The following is an 18943-nucleotide window of genomic DNA, read 5'->3' as shown; positions in this document are numbered from 1 at the left end:
GGCGAGTATCCCCTGCGGGTCGGACGGCGGAGGTCAGACCCCCGTCGTCTGCTTCGTCCTCAGGTCGTACCAGGTCTTCTCGTAGCCCGGGATCGTGTGCTGCGTGTTGGTCGGCGTGGCCCCCGGCACCGGGGAACCCTGGTCGTCGACGCCGAGGAGCTCGGTGGTGATCGGTGTCGCGGGGTGCGAGCCCAGCTCGCCGGCGAAGTGGCAGGCGACCTTGTGCCGCTTGCCGATCTGCAGCAGCGGCGGCTCGACCTTGGCGCAGATCTCCTGGGCGAACTGGCACCGCGTGCGGAACCGGCACCCCGAGGGCGGGTTGATCGGGGACGGGACGTCGCCCTCGAGCCGGATGCGCTCGCGACGCCCGCCCACCGCGGCCTGCTTCACGTCGGGCACGGCGGACAGGAGCGCCTGGGTGTAGGGGTGGTGCGGCTTGCCGTAGATCGTCTCGCGGTCGCCGATCTCGACGATCTTGCCCAGGTACATCACCGCGACCTCGGGACAGAAGTGCCGCACGATCGCCAGATCGTGGGCGATGAAGAGGAACGCCACGTCGAACTCGGCCTGGATGTCCTGCAGCAGGTTGACGACCTGCGCCTGGATCGACACGTCGAGCGCGGAGACCGGCTCGTCGGCGACCAGGACCTTCGGGTTCAGGGTCAGCGCGCGCGCGATGCCGATGCGCTGGCGCTGGCCGCCGGAGAACTCGTTGGGGTAGCGGTTGTAGTGCTCGGGGTTGAGACCCACGACCTCCAGGAGCTCCTGGACCCGCTTGAGGACCTGGTTCTTCGGCACGATGTCGTGGACCTCGAGGGGCGCCCCGACGATCGAGCCGACCGTGTGGCGCGGGTTCAGCGAGGTGTAGGGGTCCTGGAAGATCATCTGCACGTCACGGCGCAGCGGCTTCATCTCGCGGCTGGAGAGCTTGGCGAGGTCCTGGCCGTCGAACATCATCGACCCGCCGGTCGGCTTGTAGAGCCGGGTGATCAGGCGGCCGGTCGTGGACTTGCCACAGCCGGACTCCCCCACCAGGCCCAGCGAGCCGCCCTTGGGGACCTCGAACGAGATCCCGTCGACGGCCTGCACGTGGCCGATCGTGCGGCGCACGACGCCCGAGGACTTGACCGGGAAGTACATCTTCAGGTTGTCCACCGTGAGCACCGCCGGTGCGTCCGGGTCGAGCTCGGTCGCGGTGTGCCCCTGCTCGGCGAGCGTCGCGAAGTCCAGGTCCTCGATCCCGATCTCGTGCGAGCCGTAGGTGTCCGGGGTCTCCGGGCTGTGCTCCTCGGTGAGGCGCCGCTCGCCGGTCTCGGCCGCGTTGGCCCCGACCTCGGTCGGCTCGATCTCGGAGCGGGCGTTGGGGTCCTGCGTCATCGGGTCTCCTCACTCAGCTCGTCGACGAGCTCGGGGGCGATCTCGGGAAGCACCTCGCTCTGGTAGACCCCGACCGGGTCCGCGAGGTGGCAGCGCTTGAGGTGGGCCGTGCCGGAGCTCGCCGGCAGCAGCTCGGGCAGCTGGGTGCTGCAGAGGTCGCCGGGCACCTTGTCGGAGTGCACGCAGCGCGGGTGGAACGAGCAGCCCGACGGCGGTCGGAGCAGGCTCGGCGGGTTGCCCGGGATCGGGATCAGCCGCGCGTCGGTCGACGCGCTCACGTCCGGGATGCTGGAGAGCAGTCCCCACGTGTAGGGCATCTCCGGCGCGGTGAGGATCTGCTTCGTCGTGCCGTACTCCACGCAGCGACCGGCGTACATCACGAGCACGTCGTCGGCCATCTCGGCGATCACGCCGAGGTCGTGGGTGATGATGATGACCGCGGAGTTGAACTCACGCTGGAGGTCCTGGAGCAGGTCCAGGATCTGCGCCTGCACCGTCACGTCGAGGGCGGTGGTCGGCTCGTCCGCGATGAGCAGCGACGGGTCGTTGATCAGGCCCATCGCGATCATGGCGCGCTGACGCATGCCGCCCGAGAACTGGTGCGGGAAGTCGTCCACACGCCGGTCCGGCTGCGGGATGCCGACCCGGTCGAGCATCTCGATCGCCTTGCGGCGGGCATCGCGCTTGGACGCGCTCGAGTGGTGGACCAGGTAGGCCTCCTCGAGCTGTCCGCCGATCTTGTAGAACGGGTGCAGCGCGGCCAGGGCGTCCTGGAAGATCATCGCCATCGAGTTGCCGCGCAGGTCACGCATCTTCGACTCGCTGAGGCCGACGACCTCGGTGCCGCCGACGCGGATCGAGCCCGAGATCTGGGCCGACTTCGCGTCGTGCAGGCCCATCACGGCCATGCTCGACACCGACTTGCCGGAGCCGGACTCCCCGACGATGCCGAGGGTCTTGCCCTTCTCCACCGAGTAGGTCAGCCCCTGCACGGCGGTCACCGGACCGTCCTGCGTCGGGAACGTCACCTTCAGGTCCTCGACCTGGAGGTAGGGCCCGTCGTGCGCGTCGCGATCGGCGGCGGACGACTGGGTCATGGGAACGCTGGTCACGAAAGCCTCACCCTCGGGTCGAGGACGCTGTAGACAACGTCGACGAGCAGGTTGGAGATGATCAGGACGACGGCGCTGAAGAGCGCGGTCGCCTGGACGACGGGCAGGTCACGCCCCTGCACGGCCTCGAGGCTCCACCAGCCGATGCCCTGGACCTCGAAGATCCGCTCGGTGAAGATCGTGCCGGCCAGCAGGGTGCCGAAGTCGATGCCGAAGATGGTCACGACGGGCACGAGCGCGGCGCGCAGCCCGTGCCGGTAGACGATGGTCCGCGTGGGCAGGCCCTTGGCCTTCGCCGTGCGGATGTAGTCCTCGCTGAGCGCCTCGACCATCGCACCTCGCGTGAATCGCGTGTACTGGGTGCACCCGAAGATGCCGAGGGCCACCCACGCCAGGAACAACCCGCTGAACCACTTGAACGGTCCGTCCTGGGTGATCGGGAAGTAGCCCGTGTCGCTGAAGAACGGCACCTCGAACGTGATCGTGAGGTAGAGCCAGGTCAGCAGGGCGAAGAGGTAGTAGGGGATCGAGCTGATGAACAGGAAGCTCGAGACCAGGGCCTTGTCGGCCACGGTGCCGCGTCTGCGCGCGGCGGCGACCCCGATGGGGACGCCGAAGAGGAGGTAGAGGAACGCTCCTCCGATGGCGATCGAGAAGGTCGCGGGGATCCGCGAGACCAGCTCCTCCTTGACCGGCTGCTTGGTGCGGAAGCTGAGGCCCAAGCACGGCGCGCTGCAGTCGTACTCGTTGGAGGCGATCGTGAGCGTGCGTCCGACGAAGATGCCCTTGACGTACTTGCCGTACTCCTCGTAGACGGGGTTGTCGTAACCCAGCGTCCGCTCGTAGATCTCCAGCTTGGCCGCCGAGCAGCGGTTGCTGGTCTCTCGGTCACAGATGGGCTGCGCCGGGCTCGAGGGTCCGTACCAGAACAGCAGGAAGATCGCGATCGAGACCAGGGTCACGACCAGGACTCCCGAGATCAGGCGCTTCACGACATACGCGAACATCGCAGGTCACTCTCCGGGGATGGTGGATGAGTCGGACCCCCCGAGGCAGGAAGCCTACCGGGTCCGGGCTGCCGTGTGGGGGCTCCCGGTCAGGGAGCCCCCACACGTCAACTGTGTTGCTGGGAACTACGCGGTGCTCTCAGGTGGTGCGAGAGCACCAGGATCACTGCATGACGTAGACGTCCTTGTAGTTCGGGGCGCCGATGGAGCCGTCGCCCGTCGGGTTGCCGACCTTGCTGCCGAAGACGAACAGGTCGTTGCGGAACGCGGTCGGGATGATCGGGAAGTACTCCGTCATGATCTTCTCGTCCAGGTCGCCCCAGGCGCCGGCCTGGTCCTCGAGCGGCATGGTCGCGATGTTGTCCATCTCGTCGTCGACCGAGCTCTCGGAGAACTGGGCGGTGTTGTAGACAGCGCCCGTCTTGAGCAGCGGCGGGATCATCGTCGAACCGGCGGGCCAGTCCGAGCACCAGTTCACGCCACGGAGGTTGAGGGTCTTGTTGACCTTGTTGTCCGGGTCGAGCCAGATGTTGTAGGGCGAGTCCTGGACCGGGATGGCCTTGACCTTGAAGCCGCTGGCCTCGAAGCCCTTGGTGATCTGCTCCTGCGTGGCCACGGCCAGCGGGTCGACCTCGTAGTAGACCATCGTGATCGGGTACGGCATCTCGACGCCGGCCTCCTCGAGGAGGGCCTTGGCCTTCTCGGGGTCGTAGGTGATCTGCTCACCGTCGACCTGGAACTCCTTCTTGCCCGCCATGCCGGGAGGCATGACCGAGTTGGCGGGGATGCGGGTCACACCCGGGACCTCGCCACCGGCGATCCAGACGTCCTCGTAGGGGTACGCGTAGGCGAGCGCCTTGCGGACGTTGATGTCGGTGATCTTGGTGTAGTCGGGCGTCAGCGTGGACACGCACTGCGAGGTCTGCTGCACCAGGCGGTCGCCCAGCTGGCCGTTCGCGTCGTTGTACTTGTCCGAACCGAGGCCCGTCGAGATCGCGGTCTGGCTGTCGGAGTTGTCCGAGAGCATGATCTCGTCGACCTTGGCCTGGTCCTGGTTGAACTTGAACACGAACTCGTCGGCGTACTGGTGACGCCCCGGGTCCGAGTCAGCCGCCCACTGGTCGTTCTTGACCAGCACGAGCTCCTCGTTGGGCTTGTAGCTGTCGACCTTGTAGGGACCGTTGGACAGCGGCTTGTTGCCGTAGTTCGGCGGCTTCGAGGCGTTGCCCAGCGGAGCCGGACCCATCGCCATGAACGCGCCCCAGTAGTCCATGTCCGGGAACGGCTTGGCCATCTTGATGGTGATGTCCTGGCCGTCGACCGAGATGCCGGACCACTTCTCGCACTTGGGGTCCTTGCCGGTGTACGGGCCCTTGTAGTCCGCAGCACCCTCGAAGTACGTCTTGGAGTACTCGGTGCCCGGACCCGACGGGAACGCGTCGGAGTCGAGCGAGCGGCAGATGCCGAACGCGACCTCGTCGGCGGTGACGGGCTGGCCGTCCTCCCACGTCGCGTCGTCACGGATGGTGAAGGTCCACTCCGTGAAGTCGTCGTTGGGCGTGCCCAGGTCGGTCGCGAGGTCGGGGACCAGGACGGGGTCGCCGGTCTCGTTGTCGCGGACGTACTGGGTCAGCGAGCGGCTCGTGAGCGCCTGCTGGATGGAGTTGCCCGTGACGGACCAGCCGCCGGTCGGGTCGAGCGAGTCGGGGCCCGGGTCGCCCGGCAGGTAGACCGTGATGGTCCCACCGGCGGTCGCACCCTCGACGTCGGCAGCCGGACCCTGACGCTCAGCGTCCTTGGTCCCGCCGGTCTGGTCGCCGAACTCCCTTTCCTTGCCCCCGCCGTTGGATCCACCGTCGTCCGACGAGCCGCCGCCACAGGCAGCGAGGGTCAGAAGAGCGGCTCCAGCGACGAGCGCGAGCGGCTTGTTCCGCTTCATGCTGTCCAGCCTTTCCTTTTTGTTCTCACCGAGGACGGCGTCTCCGGCGCGTGCAGGGACCCTCGTCGAGCCGGGTGGCTCAGCGGCGGGTCTTGGGGTCGAGGGCGTCGCGGACCGCGTCGCCCAGGAGGTTGAGGGAGAGCACCAGCGCGACGATGCCCAGCAGGGGCTGCCACAGGTACTGCGGGTACTCCCGGAAGAACGTCAGGTTGGTGCCCTTGAGGATCATCTGGCCCCACGAGACGCCGTCGGTGACGCCGATGCCGAGGAAGGCCAGGCCGGCCTCGAGGGCGACGAACGTCGGCAGCATCAGGGAGATGCTGATGATGATGGGGGCCGCGAGGTTGGGCAGCAGCTCCTTGAACAGGATGCGCCCCGTCGGCATGCCCATCACGCGGGCCGCCTGCACGAACTCGCGCTCGCGCAGGGTGATGACCTCACCACGGATCAGGCGCGCCGTGCCCATCCACCCGAAGATCGAGAGCACCATGATCAGCGCCGTCTTCTGGATGGTCGAGTAGTTGTCCGACAGGTTGTAGCGGTCGTTGATGATCGGCGCGATGGTCAGCGCGGCGAGCAGGAACGGGATGGTGAGGAACAGGTCGATGAAGAACGACAGGACCTTGTCGACCGCCCCGCCGAGGAAGCCGGCGAGCAGCCCGACGACCACGCCGACGAGGCTGGCGAAGATCGTCGCGGTGGTGGCGATGGTGAGCGAGACGCGGCACCCGTAGAGCCAGTAGGCCAGGTTGTCCTCACCGGTGCGCGGCGCGACACCCATCGGGTGGTCCCACGTGAAGGGACCGTTGGGCGGACCCATCGAGGGCTTCGGCAGGCCCTGGTTGAGGCCGTCGACGCGCTCGCTGGCGAGCGGGGTCTCCAGGCTCACGCCGAAGAGGTGGCAGATGGGGCCCGCGAACACTGCGCAGAGCACGAAGAACAGCACCACGACGGCACAGATGACGGCGATCTTGTCGCGGGCGAGACGGCCCAGCGCGATCCGCAGCGGCGACTTGCCGGAGATCTCCTTGGCCTGCTGGCTGTTGGGATCCTGCTGCTCCGGCTCCGTGCTCAACGAGCCCAGCGTCTCCGGTCCTGCAGTGTCTGCCGACATGCTCTCCCCATCTGGTTCGGGACTGTCCACGGCACCGGTCGGGGATCACCCGGGGGTCGGTGCCGAGACAGGACTGTATGTGACCCGTGCCGCACGGACGATCACTGGCGCGTAACGATCCAGTTACGACGCATTCACCACGCCGCCGCTCCGAGGACCGGCGAAGTTGCGAGGGATCACCCGCGCGACAGGAGGTTCTCTGGTCAGTTGTGCGCCGAGGCGGAAGGTGCGTCGTCGCCTCCGGGGACGGCGTCGACGCCCGCCTCCTTGCGCTGCTCCGGCGTGATCGGCGCCGGGGCGGCCGTCAGCGGGTCGTACCCGCCACCGGACTTGGGGAAGGCGATCACGTCGCGGATCGAGTCGCTGCCCGCGAGCAGCGCCACGATCCGGTCCATGCCGACGGCGATGCCGCCGTGCGGCGGCGCGCCGAACTTGAAGGCGTCCAGGAGGAAGCCGAACTTCTCCTGCGCCTCCTCCTCCCCGAGGCCCATCACGGAGAAGACACGCTTCTGCACGTCGCCCCGGTGGATACGGATGGACCCCCCGCCGAGCTCGTTGCCGTTGCAGACGATGTCGTAGGCGTAGGCCAGCGCGCTGCCCGGGTCGGTGTCGAAGGTGTCGAGGAACTCCTCCTTCGGGCTGGTGAAGGCGTGGTGCACCGCGGTCCAGGCGCCGGCGCCGACGGCGACGTCACCACTGGCGACGGCGTCGGAGCTCGGCTCGAAGAGCGGTGCGTCCACGACCCACGTGAAGGCGAACGTCGAGTCGTCGAGGAGGTCGAGACGACGCCCGATCTCCAGGCGGGCGGCGCCGAGCAGCGCGCGGCTGCTCTTGACGGGGCCGGCAGCGAAGAAGATGCAGTCGCCCGGCGCCGCGCCGACGTGGGCCACCAGGCCCGACCGCTCGGCGTCGGTGAGGTTCTTGGCGACCGGTCCCCCGAGCTCCCCGTCCTCGGCGACGGTGACGTACGCCAGTCCCTTGGCGCCGCGCTGCTTGGCCCAGTCCTGCCACGCGTCGAACTGGCGCCGGGGCTGGCTGCCGCCGCCGGGCATCACGACGGCGCCGACGTAGGCGGCGTTGTCGGGCGAGAACACGCGGAACGACGTGTCCTTGAAGTAGTCCGTGCAGTCGACGAGCTCGAGGCCCATCCGCAGGTCGGGCTTGTCGGAGCCGAACCGCGCCATCGCGTCGGCGTACGTCATCCGCGGGATCGGGCGCTCGATGGTGTGGCCGGCCTGCGCCCACATCGCCTCGAGGACGTCCTCCATCAGCGTGAGCACGTCCTCCTGGTCGACGAAGCTCATCTCGATGTCGAGCTGGGTGAACTCGGGCTGGCGGTCGGCGCGGAAGTCCTCGTCGCGGTAGCAGCGCGCGATCTGGTAGTAGCGCTCCATGCCACCGACCATCAGCAGCTGCTTGAACAGCTGGGGGCTCTGCGGCAGCGCGTACCAGCTGCCGGGGGCGAGCCGGGCCGGTACGAGGAAGTCGCGCGCGCCCTCGGGGGTCGAGCGGGTCAGGGTCGGCGTCTCGACCTCGACGAAGTCACGGGCGTCGAGCACGTCGCGGGCGGCCTTGTTGATCTTCGAGCGCAGCCGCAGCGCCGCAGCAGGGCCGGAGCGGCGCAGGTCGAGGTAGCGGTGCTTGAGGCGCGCCTCCTCGCCGACCTCGCCGCCCTTGTGGCCGGAGGCGTCGTCGATCGGGAACGGCAGCGGGTCGGAGGTGGACAGCACCTCGAGGTCGGTGGCCACCACCTCGATGTCGCCCGTGGCGAGGTTGGGGTTCTGGTTGCCGTCCTTGCGGGCGACGACCTCGCCGGTGACCTTGATGCAGAACTCGCTGCGGAGGCTGTGGGCGACCTCCTCGTCACGGACGACGACCTGGACCACGCCGCTGGCCTCGCGGAGGTCGAGGAACGCCACTCCCCCGTGATCACGTCGGCGCGCCACCCACCCGGCGAGGGTGACGGTCTGGCCGACGTTCTCGGCGCGCAGGGCGCCGGCGTCATGGGTGCGGATCACTGGTTCTCCTCGGTGTCACGTGCGGTGCTGCTGGGGGTGGCGGTGCTGATGATGGTGGGCCGGACGTCCTCCTCCGGCGGGGTCCAGGCGCGCGGGTCGGCGTCGACCTGCTCGCCGGACCGGATGTCCTTGACCTGGTGGCTTCCGTCCGGCTGGACGAACCAGACGAAGGGGATGCCGCGGCGCTCGGCGAAGCGGATCTGCTTGCCGAACTTCGCTGGTGACGGGGCCACCTCGCAAGCGATTTCCCGGGACCGGAGGGCGGACGCCACCTGCGTGCTGACGGCGCGGTCGTCCTCGGTGTTGAGGGCGACCAGGACGGCGCTCGGCACCGGGCGGCTGCCGGACAGCACGCCGTCGGTGATGAGCGGGATCAACGTGCGGGAGACGCCGAAGGACACCCCGACCCCCGGATAGGTCGTCCGACCGTCGCTGGCGAGGGCGTCGTAGCGTCCTCCGCCGCCGACGGACTTGAGCCGCTCGTAGCCGGCCATGAAGACCTCCACGACGGTGCCGGTGTAGTAGTCGAGCCCGCGCGCGATGCGCAGGTTGGCCTCGACGTCGACGCGGTCGCCCGCGACGGCACGGCAGCCCCGGACCACGGCCGCGAGCTCGTCGAGGCCCTGGTCGAGCAGCTCGTCGCTCACCCCGAGCGCGCGGACCCGCTCGACGAACGAGTCGTCGGGGACCCGGATCGTCGCCAGCTCGAGGCAGCGCTGGGCCTGCTCGGGCGTGGTGCCGACGCGCTCGACCAGCATCCGCGCGACCTCGTCGGCCGGGAGCTTGTCGAGCTTGTCGATCACCCGGATCGCGTCGGTGACGTCGTCGATGCCGAGGCCGCGGTAGAACCCCTGGATGAGCTTGCGGTTGTTGAACTGGAACGACAGCCGCGGGATCGCGAGGCGGCTGAGCGCGTCCACCATCACCGACATCACCTCGATGTCGTGGTGGAACGGCAGCTCGTCGCGCCCCACGATGTCGACGTCGGCCTGCGTGAACTGCCGGAAGCGGCCCTCCTGGGGTCGCTCGCCGCGCCAGGCGGGCTGCACCTGGAAGCGCCGGAAGGGGAACTCGAGGTGCCCGGCGTGCTCGAGGACGTAGCGCGCGAACGGCACGGTCAGGTCGAAGTGCATGCCCAGCTCGGCCTTCGCGTCCGGCTCGGCGGCCAGGCGCTGGAGGACGTAGATCTCCTTGTCGACCTCGCCGCCCTTGGCCAGGCGGTCGATGGGCTCGACGACCCGCGTCTCGATGTTGGCGAAGCCGTGCAGCTCGAAGGTGCGCGACAGCGACGCGATGACCTCACGCTCGACGGCGCGCTGCGCGGGCAGCAGCTCGGGGAACCCGCTGAGGGGGGCGATCCTGCTCATGCTGTGTCCTGCCGGAGGTCCTGGAGGAAGGGGTTGGTCGCGCGCTCGCGCCCGATCGAGGTCTGCTCGCCGTGGCCGGGCAGCACGACGATGTCGTCGGCCAGCGGCAGCACCTTGTCGGTGAGGCTGCGCAGCATCGTGGTGTGGTCGCCGCCGGGCAGGTCGGTGCGGCCGATGGAGCCCGCGAAGAGCAGGTCGCCGGAGAACATCAGCTCGGAGACGTCCTGCTGCGCGTAGGGCGTACGGAAGGTCACCGAGCCCTCGGTGTGCCCCGGCGTGTGGTCGACGACGAACCTCAGCCCGGCCAGGTCGAGCTCGGCGAGGTCGTCGAGCTCGCGCACGTCGTCGGGCTCGGCCCACGAGTAGTCGCCGCCCAGCAGCATCTGCGTCGTCTCACGACTCATCCCCGCCATCGGGTCGCTCAGCAGGTGGCGGTCGGCGGGGTGGATCCACGCGGTGGCGTCGTAGGTGCCGGCGACCGGTGCGACGCACCACATGTGGTCGACGTGCCCGTGGGTGACGAGGACCGAGACCGGCTTGAGCTTGTGCTCGCGGACGACCTGGGCGACGCCGTCGGCCGCGTCCTTGCCGGGATCGATGACGACGCACTCGGCGCCCGGACCCGTCGCGACGACGTAGCAGTTGGTCCCCCACGGTCCGGCGGGGAAGCCAGCGATGAACACAGGCGTCAGTCCTTGCTAGATGCTCGAGGTGGTCGCGGGGACGACACGATCGTCCCATCCGCTCAGGTGGGAAGCCTACCGAGGGCGGTCCGGACCATGACTACGATGGGCGACCATGAGCTCCGACAAGCAGTCACGGGACGACGCCCCCTGGGGTCGCGTCGCCGAGGACGGCACCGTCTACGTCCGCACGGCTGACGGAGAGCGTTCCGTCGGGTCCTACGAGGCGGGCACGCCCAAGGAGGCCCTGGAGTTCTTCACCAAGCGCTTCGACGAGCTCGAGGGCAAGGTGCACCTGCTCGAGCAGCGGGTCGCGTCCGGGCGGCTCGCGCCCGAGGAGGCGGGCTCGTCGGTGAAGGCGCTGCGTGAGCAGGTCGTCGACGCCCACGCGGTCGGTGACCTGGTGTCGCTCGCGGCGCGGCTCGACGCCCTTCTGCCCGCGATCGCGGCCCAGCGCAGCGCCCGCAAGGAGGAGCGCGCGCAGAAGGCCGCGGCGTCGAAGGCGGAGAAGGAGAAGCTGGTCGCCGAGGCCGAGAAGCTGGCCGAGGGCACCGACTGGCGCAACGGCGCCAACCGGCTGCGCGACCTGCTCGCGACCTGGAAGGAGCTCCCTCGCCTGGACCGGGCCACCGACGACGCGCTGTGGCGACGCTTCTCCACGGCGCGGACGACGTACACCCGGCACCGCAAGGCGCACTTCGCCGAGGAGCACGAGCGCCGCGACGGCGCCCGGGTGGTCAAGGAGCGGCTGGTCAAGGAGGCCGAGGCGCTGTCGACGTCGACCGAGTGGGGTCCGACGGCCGGCAAGTACCGCGACCTCATGCGCGAGTGGAAGGCCGCCGGCCCCGCCCCGCGCGAGGTCGACGACCAGCTGTGGCAGCGCTTCCGCGCCGCGCAGGACACGTTCTTCGGGGCGCGCGACGCCACCAACGCGGCCCTCGACCAGGAGTTCGCCGCCAACGCGGTCGTCAAGGAGGAGATCCTCGCCGAGGCCGAGAAGCTCGTCCCCGTCACGGATGTCGAGGCCGCGAAGAAGTCGTTCCGCGAGCTCGCCGACCGCTGGGACGAGGCCGGCAAGGTGCCGCGCGACCGGATGAAGGAGCTCGAGGCCCGGATGCGGAAGGTCGAGCAGGCCATCCGCGCGGTCGAGGACGAGCAGTGGAGCCGCAGCGACCCGGAGAAGTCGGCGCGCGCCGACGACATGATCGGCAAGCTCGAGGCCGGCATCGCCGAGACGCAGGCCAAGCTCGACAAGGCCACTGCCGCCGGCGACGCCAAGCGCGCCCAGGACCTCGAGTCCGAGCTCGCCAACAAGCAGGCCTTCCTCGACATGGCACGGAAGGCGTCGGCCGACTTCAGCTGACGTCTCTTCTCGCTGGTCGAGGCGCGAGGAGCGCTAGCGACGAGCCTCGAGACCCGCGACCTGACGTGGTTTCGAGGCTCGCTACGCTCGCACCTCAACCTCCGGACGACGTCTCAGGCGGTGACGCGGTAGGCGTCGAAGACGCCGGGCACGGCGCGCACCGCGCGGAGCACGCCGTCGAGGTGGGCCGCGTCGGCCATCTCGAAGGAGAACCGGCTCTTCGCCACGCGGTCACGCGTGGTGGACAGCGTCGCGCTGAGGATGTTCACGTGGGCGTCGGACAGCGCCATCGTGATGTCGGAGAGCAGGCGGGCGCGGTCGAGGGCCTCGACCTGGATGTTGACCAGGAACGTCGACTGCGAGGTCGGCGCCCACTCCACCTCGAGCACCCGCTCGGGCTGGCCCAGAAGGCTGGCGGCGTTGGTGCAGTCCTTGCGGTGCACCGACACTCCCCCGCCCTTGGTGACGAAGCCGAGGATGGGGTCGGGCGGCACGGGCGTGCAGCACTTGGCGAGCTTGACCCACAGGTCGTCGACGCCCTTGACGATGACGCCGGAGTCGGTCGGTGCGCGCTTGGCCCGCGGCCGCCCCGTGATCGTGACGCCCTCGGAGAGGTCCTCCTGCGCCCCGTCGTCGCCGCCGTGCAGGTCGATGACGCGGCGTACGACGGCCTGGGCGCTGAGGTTGCCCTCGCCGACCGCCGCGTAGAGCGCGGAGACGTCGGCGTGGTGGAAGTGCTCGGCGACCAGCGTCAGCACGTCGTGGGTCATCAGGCGCGTGAGGGGCAGTCCCTCCTTGCGCATCAGCTTGGCGATCTGGTCCTTGCCGCGCTCGATCGCCTCCTCGCGCCGCTCCTTGGTGAACCACTGGCGGATCTTGGAGCGGGCGCGGGGCGACTGCACGAAGTTGAGCCAGTCGCGCGACGGGCCGGACGTGGGCGACTTGGAGGTGAACACCTCAACCACGTCGCCGTTGTCGAGGGTCGACTCCAGCGGCACCAGTCGGCCGTTGACCCGCGACCCGATGGTGTGGTGGCCGACCTCGGTGTGGACGGCGTACGCGAAGTCGACGGGCGTGGCACCCATCGGCAGCGGGATGACGTCGCCGCGGGGCGTGAAGACGTAGACCTGCTGCTGGTTCATCTCGAACCGCAGCGACTCCAGGAACTCGCCCGGGTCCTCGACCTCGCTCTGCCAGTCGAGGAGCTGGCGCAGCCAGGTGAGGTCGTCCTTGTCGCCGAGGCGGTCGGTGTCCACGCCGGCCTTGCTGTTCTCCTTGTACTTCCAGTGCGCCGCGACGCCGTACTCCGCGCGACGGTGCTGGGCGAAGGTGCGGATCTGCACCTCGACCGGCTTGCCGGCCGGGCCGATGACCGTCGTGTGGAGCGACTGGTACATGTTGAACTTCGGCATCGCGACGTAGTCCTTGAACCGCCCCAGGACCGGGTTCCAGCGCGAGTGGATCACGCCGAGCGCGCTGTAGCAGTCGCGGTCCTCGTCGACGAGGATCCGGATGCCGACCAGGTCGTAGATGTCGGAGAAGTCGCGGCCGCCGACGATCATCTTCTGGTAGATCGAGTAGTAGTGCTTGGGTCGCCCGGTGACCTTGGCGTTGATCTTCGCCGCCTTGAGGTCCTGCTCGATCTCGGTGACGACCTCGGCGAGGAACTGGTCGCGCGAGGGCGCCCGCTCGGCGACCATCCGGACGATCTCGTCGTAGATCTTGGGGTGGAGGGTCGCGAAGGCGAGGTCCTCGAGCTCCCACTTGAGCGTGTTCATGCCGAGCCGGTGGGCCAGCGGGGCGTAGATGTCGAGGGTCTCGCGCGACGAGCGCTCCTGGGAGGCGGCCGGGACGTAGCGCAGGGTGCGCATGTTGTGCAGCCGGTCGGCGAGCTTGATCACCAGCACGCGGATGTCGCGCGACATCGCGACGATCATCTTGCGGATGGTCTCGGCCTGCGCCGAGTCGCCGTACTGCACCTTGTCGAGCTTGGTCACGCCGTCGACCAGCAGTGCGACCTCGTCACCGAAGTCGGCGCGCAACGCCTCCAGCGTGTAGGGCGTGTCCTCGACCGTGTCGTGCAGCAGCGCGGCGACGAGCGTCGGCTCCGTCATGCCGATGTCGGCGAGGATCGTGGTCACCGCCAGCGGGTGGGTGATGTAGGGGTCGCCGCTCTTGCGCATCTGGCCGGTGTGCCACTTGTCGGCCTCGGCGTAGGCACGCTCGAGGAGGGCGAGGTCGGCCTTGGGGTGGTTGGCCCGTACGGCGCGGAAGAGCGGCTCGAGGACCGGGTTGGAGGACGGCGCCTTGGTCCCGACGCGCGCGAGCCGGGCACGCATGCCGCGCGCGGTCAGGGGTCCCCTGACCTCCTGCACCGGTGCCTGCTCCTCCGCCATGCACCAAGTCTAGTGAGTGGGCCGCGGGGTCAGATCGTCAGCAGGGTGCTGACCGGCAGGTCGCCGGTCTTCGCGCGCGGGTCGAGGAAGCCGAGCTCCATCAGCACGGCGACCCCGGTCGCCGTGGCGCCGCAGGCCTCGATGAGCTGCCGCGTGGCGACCACGGTGCCACCGGTGGCGAGGACGTCGTCGACCACCAGCACCCGCTCGCCCGGCGTGATCGCGTCGCGGTGGACCTCGAGCGTCGCCTCGCCGTACTCCAAGGCGTAGGACACGGCATGCGTCTCGCGCGGGAGCTTGCCCGCCTTGCGAACGGGCACGAAGCCGATCCCGAGCGCGAGCGCGACGGGTGCGGCGAGGATGAACCCGCGGGCCTCCATCCCGACGACCTTGTCGACCACGACGTTGCCGTGGTCGTCGCGACCGGCCCCGGCGAGCGCGGCGATGATCGCGGAGAAGGCGTGGTGGTCGGCCAGGACCGGCGTGATGTCCTTGAACGTCACGCCCTCCTGCGGCCAGTCCGGGACGTCGACGGTGAGGCGGGCGAGCGCCTCCTGGGCCGTACGACGGTCAGGCATCGGTGATCGGCCCGTCGGGCGCCGTCGGCTCGTCGACGCGCGCGATCGCCGCGCGGGCGATCTCGATCTCGGTGCCGGGGGCGATCTCGAGGCGGGCCGTGTCGTCGGTGACCGCGCGGATCGTGCCGTAGATGCCCGACGACATCATCACGCGCTGGCCGACCTCGATGCTGTTCTGCAGCGCGGTCACCTCGCGCTGCCGGCGCTGCTGCGGGCGGACCACCATGAACCAGAAGAGGGCCAGGATGGCGACCAGGGGAAGAAGGGCGGCGAGGTCGTTCACGTGTCTCCAGACGTAGGGGGTGCGTGAGCGCGTGGAGTCTAGCGGCGCCCTACACGTCGTCGAAGAGCGTGGAGTCGACCGTGGGCATCGGCGGGGGCGTCAGGCCGAGGTGGTGCCAGGCCGCGGGCGTCGCCACCCGGCCCCGGGGCGTACGGGCGAGCAGGCCGGTGCGGACGAGGAACGGCTCCGCCACCTCCTCGACCGTCTCGCGCTCCTCGCCGACCGCCACCGCGAGCGTCGAGATGCCGACCGGTCCCCCGCCGAAGCGACGGCACAGCACGTCGAGCACCGCGCGGTCGAGCCGGTCGAGGCCCGACTCGTCGACCTCGAACAGGTCCAGCGCGGCCTGCGCGACGGGCAGCGTGAGCACGCCGTCGGCGCGCACCTGCGCGTAGTCGCGGACGCGGCGCAGCAGGCGGTTGGCGATGCGCGGCGTGCCGCGCGAGCGGCTCGCGATCTCGCTCGAGCCCTCCGAGGTGAGGTGGACCCCGAGCAGTCCGGCGGAGCGGTGGACGATCTGGTCGAGCTCGTCGGGCTCGTAGAACTCGAGGTGCGCGGTGAAGCCGAAGCGGTCGCGGAGCGGGCCGGGAAGCAGCCCGGCGCGGGTGGTGGCGCCGACCAGGGTGAACGGCGGGATGTCGATCGGGATCGCGGTGGCGCCCGGGCCCTTGCCGATGACGACGTCGACGCGGAAGTCCTCCATCGCCATGTAGAGCAGCTCCTCGGCGGGCCGCGACATGCGGTGGATCTCGTCGACGAAGAGGACGTCGCCCTCGTTGAGGCCGGACAGGATGGCGGCGAGGTCGCCGGCGTGGGTGATCGCGGGGCCGCTGGTGAGGCGCAGCGGCGTACCCATCTCGGCGGCGATGATCATCGCGAGCGTGGTCTTGCCGAGCCCGGGCGGCCCGGAGAGCAGGACGTGGTCGGGCGCACGACCCCTGCGGCGCGCGGCCTCGAGGACCAGGCCGAGCTGGTCGCGCACCCGCGCCTGGCCGACGACCTCGTCGAGGGTCTTCGGACGCAGCGCGGCCTCGACCGCGCGCTCGTCGCCGTCGGCGTCGGCGTCGGTCAGCCGCTGGAGGTGGGTGAGCTCGGCCTCGGTGAGCTCGACGTCCTCGTCCGTGTCGTCCCAGTTCATGTCCTACGCCTTGCTCAGGGTGCGCAGCGCGGCGCGCATCAGCGCACCGACGTCGGGCATCTCGCCGGCGTCGGGGGCGACAGCCTCGACGGCCTTCTCCGACTCCTTCGCCGACCAGCCGAGACCGACCAGACCCTGCTGGACCTGGTCGCGCCACGCCTCCTGGGGCTTGGCGTCGACGGCCGCGGGGTGGGCGCCGGTCGGCGGGCCGATGCGGTCCTTGAGCTCGAGGATGATCCGCTGCGCGCCCTTCTGTCCGATGCCCGGCACGCGGGTGAGCGCCTTGACGTCCTCGGCCATGATCGCGCGTCGTACGTCGTCGGGGCTCATCACCGCGACGATCGCCTGGGCCACCTTGGGGCCGACGCCCGACGCGGTCTGGACGATCTCGAACACCTGCTTCTCGTCGTCGTCGAGGAAGCCGAAGATCGTCAGGCTGTCCTCGCGCACGACCATGCTCGTCGGTAGCGTGGCCGGCCGGCCGACGCGCAGCGTGGCGAGGGTGCCGGGGGTGCACATGAGCTCGAGGCCCACTCCCCCGACCTCGAGGACGGCGCTGGTGAGCGTGACAGCGGCGACCTCGCCGCGGACGAAGGCGATCATCGGGTCCTCACTGGTGTCTTCCGCTGGGCGTGCGCCTGTGCCTTGGCCTTCGCCACCGCCTCCTCGAGGCGGGTGCTGGCCGAGCCGCGCCACACGTGGGTGATCGCGAGGGCCAGCGCGTCGGCCGCGTCGGCCGGCCTCGGCATCTCGGCCAGGCGCAGGATCCGGACGACCATCGCGCCGACCTGGGCCTTGTCGGCGCGACCGTTGCCGGAGACCGCGGCCTTGACCTCGCTGGGGGTGTGCATCGCGATGGGGAGCCCGCGCCGCGCCGCGACCACGAGCGCGATCCCGCTCGCCTGGGCCGTCCCCATGATCGTGCTGGAGTCGGAGCGGGCGAAGACCCGCTCGACCGCGACGGCGTCCGGCCGGTGCTCCTCGATCCAGGCGTCGAGGCCCTTCTCGATCGTGACCAGGCGCTCGGCGACCGGCAGGTCCGCGCTCGTGCGGATGACGCCCACGTCCACCATCGAGAGCGGGCGGCCGACGCTGCCGTCCACCACCCCGACCCCGCACCTCGTGAGGCCGGGGTCGATGCCGAGCACCCGCACGCGTCACACCTCTCGCCTGGCCGTCGTCTCTGTCCGGATCGTCCGAACACATGTTCGTCCGGCCACGCTAACCGGCCCCGCCCGCTGGTCGTCGTACGACACGCGGGGGTGCCGCTCCCGGCTGCCCCGCAGCTCGCCTCGCTCGGCCGCTGTAACGCCGGTTTAGTTGTTGTACCGACTGGCATGCATGGGAGTCGGTACAGCACCTAACCCGGCGTTACAGCGGTTGGTCAGCGCCGCCGGCTGATGCGAAAAGGCGTGAGATCATCGGTGTCCGCGCCGAAGCGCGCGCAGGTGTCGGCGTACTCACGCGCGACCCGCGCCAAGGCAGCATGACGGCTGGCAAACAGGTCGGCGTAGGTCAGTCGGCTCATCCCGAGCTTGAAGCCGGTCAGGAAGTCCTGCCGATTCTTCTCCTTGCGCAGGACGGCCGTGGGAAGGATGGCGGCGGGGTTGTCGGGCTGGTACTTGAGCCCGCCGTCGGCCTCGAAGAGGTGTCGCTTGACCGCCATGTCTGCGTAGGCGGTGGTGAGTCCATCGGTGAGGCCGAACTGCAGTTCCGGGCGGCCGATACCGAGCTCGAGGACGAAGTCGCGCACGAGGGACTCGAGGTAGCTCTCTGCCAACGGGTCGGCGTGCTCGATGCACCAGCGCATGCAGCGGCTGTGCGGCCAGTCCTTCATTCGGGCCAGCGCGTCGAAGAGCTCCGACCGGGTGACGCCCTCACGCATGGCGGCGTCGCATGCCGCGAGCCCGTGCGCACGGCCGTGCTCGCGCGCCAGGTCGAGGGCTGTGCGCGGGCGGTCGAGCACCCGCAAGCCGTCCATCTCCACGACATCGCCAGGGAGGTACGGCGCGAGGTGGTGCTTCACGCCAGCCCGCTGACGGTCGCCGTGCACCTTCGTCCGGCTCACGTGGACCAGGGCCGTGCGCGGGTCAGGTGCGCCCATCCCGAGGACGATCCCCGAGGAGTCGTGGCTGAAGGCGTACGACGCCGACCGCAGGCTCATGCCCGCAGCCCGCATGCGCAGGATCGGCTGTTGACGGTACGGGTCGAGGTCCGCCCATGTCTCAGCCTCGACGTACACGCCGCGGCGTAGCCGGACCAGACGACCTGCCGACACCAGGCGATGGATGCCGTTCTGGTCGACACCCGCGACCGTCAGCTGGCGTGCCGTGATGAGCCCGTGCTGAGCCTGGAGCTGCGCGACGACAGGGAGGTACATGGCGACGACCATCCGGGGCCCCTCCGACCGCCGGGCACGAGGACGCGCCCATGCTGTGGAGAAGGGCGCACGGATTCGGCTTGTGGACGATCGCTGGCCGACATCCGTGACGCTGTAACGCCGGGTTAGACCCTGTACCGACTGCCATGCATGCGAGTCGGTACAGCTCCTAACCCGGCGTTACAGCG

Annotated in this window: 16 protein-coding genes; 1 reads left to right on the top strand and 15 read right to left on the bottom strand. The window is 69.8% G+C overall.

Translation table 11 applies throughout. From position 1 onward, the window contains the following. Positions 1-33: 33 nt before the first annotated feature. The 8 genes from L2K70_RS07450 to L2K70_RS07415 form a co-directional block, all read right to left on the bottom strand. Entirely contained in the window at positions 34-1377 is a 1344-nt protein-coding gene (locus L2K70_RS07450; RefSeq protein ID WP_303645852.1) for an ABC transporter ATP-binding protein, read from the bottom strand. Next, entirely contained in the window at positions 1374-2474 is a 1101-nt protein-coding gene (locus L2K70_RS07445) for an ABC transporter ATP-binding protein (RefSeq protein ID WP_236400890.1), read from the bottom strand. The genes L2K70_RS07450 and L2K70_RS07445 overlap by 4 nt, the downstream gene beginning before the upstream one ends. An 11-nt stretch (positions 2475-2485) precedes the next feature. Continuing rightward, positions 2486-3496 (bottom strand): ABC transporter permease, encoded by a 1011-nt coding sequence (locus L2K70_RS07440; protein ID WP_236400888.1) that lies wholly within the window; start codon positions 3494-3496, stop codon positions 2486-2488. A gap of 163 nt (positions 3497-3659) precedes the next feature. Next, on the bottom strand, positions 3660-5435 hold the full coding sequence (locus tag L2K70_RS07435) for an ABC transporter substrate-binding protein (protein WP_236400887.1): 1776 nt from the start codon (positions 5433-5435) through the stop codon (positions 3660-3662). A 79-nt stretch (positions 5436-5514) separates the two neighbouring features. Next, on the bottom strand, positions 5515-6510 hold the full coding sequence (locus tag L2K70_RS07430) for an ABC transporter permease (RefSeq protein ID WP_236400886.1): 996 nt from the start codon (positions 6508-6510) through the stop codon (positions 5515-5517). 242 nt (positions 6511-6752) lie between these two features. Further along, a complete protein-coding gene (aspS, locus tag L2K70_RS07425) occupies positions 6753-8567 on the bottom strand; it encodes an aspartate--tRNA ligase (protein WP_236400884.1) in 1815 nt (604 codons plus the stop codon). After that, positions 8564-9934, bottom strand: a complete 1371-nt coding sequence (gene hisS / locus L2K70_RS07420) for a histidine--tRNA ligase (protein ID WP_236400882.1) — start codon at positions 9932-9934, stop codon at positions 8564-8566. The genes aspS and hisS overlap by 4 nt, the downstream gene beginning before the upstream one ends. Then, complete coding sequence (locus L2K70_RS07415) at positions 9931-10617, bottom strand: MBL fold metallo-hydrolase (RefSeq protein ID WP_236400880.1); 687 nt, start codon at positions 10615-10617, stop codon at positions 9931-9933. The genes hisS and L2K70_RS07415 overlap by 4 nt, the downstream gene beginning before the upstream one ends. A gap of 115 nt (positions 10618-10732) precedes the next feature. On the opposite strand from L2K70_RS07415, the gene L2K70_RS07410 reads away from it, so the two are divergent. Continuing rightward, positions 10733-11980 (top strand): DUF349 domain-containing protein, encoded by a 1248-nt coding sequence (locus L2K70_RS07410; RefSeq protein WP_236400878.1) that lies wholly within the window; start codon positions 10733-10735, stop codon positions 11978-11980. A gap of 113 nt (positions 11981-12093) precedes the next feature. Here L2K70_RS07410 and L2K70_RS07405 read toward each other — a convergent pair whose 3' ends face one another. The 7 genes from L2K70_RS07405 to L2K70_RS07375 all read right to left on the bottom strand — a co-directional run bounded on the left by L2K70_RS07405 (position 12094) and on the right by L2K70_RS07375 (position 18755). After that, positions 12094-14376, bottom strand: a complete 2283-nt coding sequence (locus L2K70_RS07405; RefSeq protein WP_236400876.1) for a RelA/SpoT family protein — start codon at positions 14374-14376, stop codon at positions 12094-12096. A 29-nt stretch (positions 14377-14405) separates the two neighbouring features. Beyond that, positions 14406-14954, bottom strand: a complete 549-nt coding sequence (locus L2K70_RS07400) for an adenine phosphoribosyltransferase (RefSeq protein WP_236400874.1) — start codon at positions 14952-14954, stop codon at positions 14406-14408. Next, positions 14947-15237, bottom strand: a complete 291-nt coding sequence (yajC, locus tag L2K70_RS07395; RefSeq protein WP_236400872.1) for a preprotein translocase subunit YajC — start codon at positions 15235-15237, stop codon at positions 14947-14949. The genes L2K70_RS07400 and yajC overlap by 8 nt, the downstream gene beginning before the upstream one ends. A 49-nt stretch (positions 15238-15286) precedes the next feature. Beyond that, the gene (gene ruvB, locus L2K70_RS07390) at positions 15287-16375 is read right to left on the bottom strand and encodes a Holliday junction branch migration DNA helicase RuvB (protein ID WP_236400870.1); all 1089 of its coding nucleotides are present in this window, start codon (positions 16373-16375) and stop codon (positions 15287-15289) included. A 3-nt stretch (positions 16376-16378) separates the two neighbouring features. Next, a complete protein-coding gene (gene ruvA, locus L2K70_RS07385) occupies positions 16379-16978 on the bottom strand; it encodes a Holliday junction branch migration protein RuvA (protein ID WP_236400868.1) in 600 nt (199 codons plus the stop codon). Then, on the bottom strand, positions 16975-17529 hold the full coding sequence (gene ruvC / locus L2K70_RS07380; RefSeq protein ID WP_236400866.1) for a crossover junction endodeoxyribonuclease RuvC: 555 nt from the start codon (positions 17527-17529) through the stop codon (positions 16975-16977). Before ruvC ends, ruvA begins: the two co-directional genes overlap by 4 nt. Before the next feature lie 230 nt (positions 17530-17759). Further along, positions 17760-18755, bottom strand: coding sequence for a type IV toxin-antitoxin system AbiEi family antitoxin domain-containing protein (locus tag L2K70_RS07375; protein WP_236400864.1), 996 nt, complete (start codon positions 18753-18755; stop codon positions 17760-17762). Between the last annotated feature and the right edge of the window lie 188 nt (positions 18756-18943).

The organism is Nocardioides potassii (genome assembly GCF_021648885.1).
GTDB lineage: Bacteria > Actinomycetota > Actinomycetes > Propionibacteriales > Nocardioidaceae > Nocardioides > Nocardioides potassii.
This window is presented reverse-complemented; position numbering and strand designations above follow the sequence as displayed.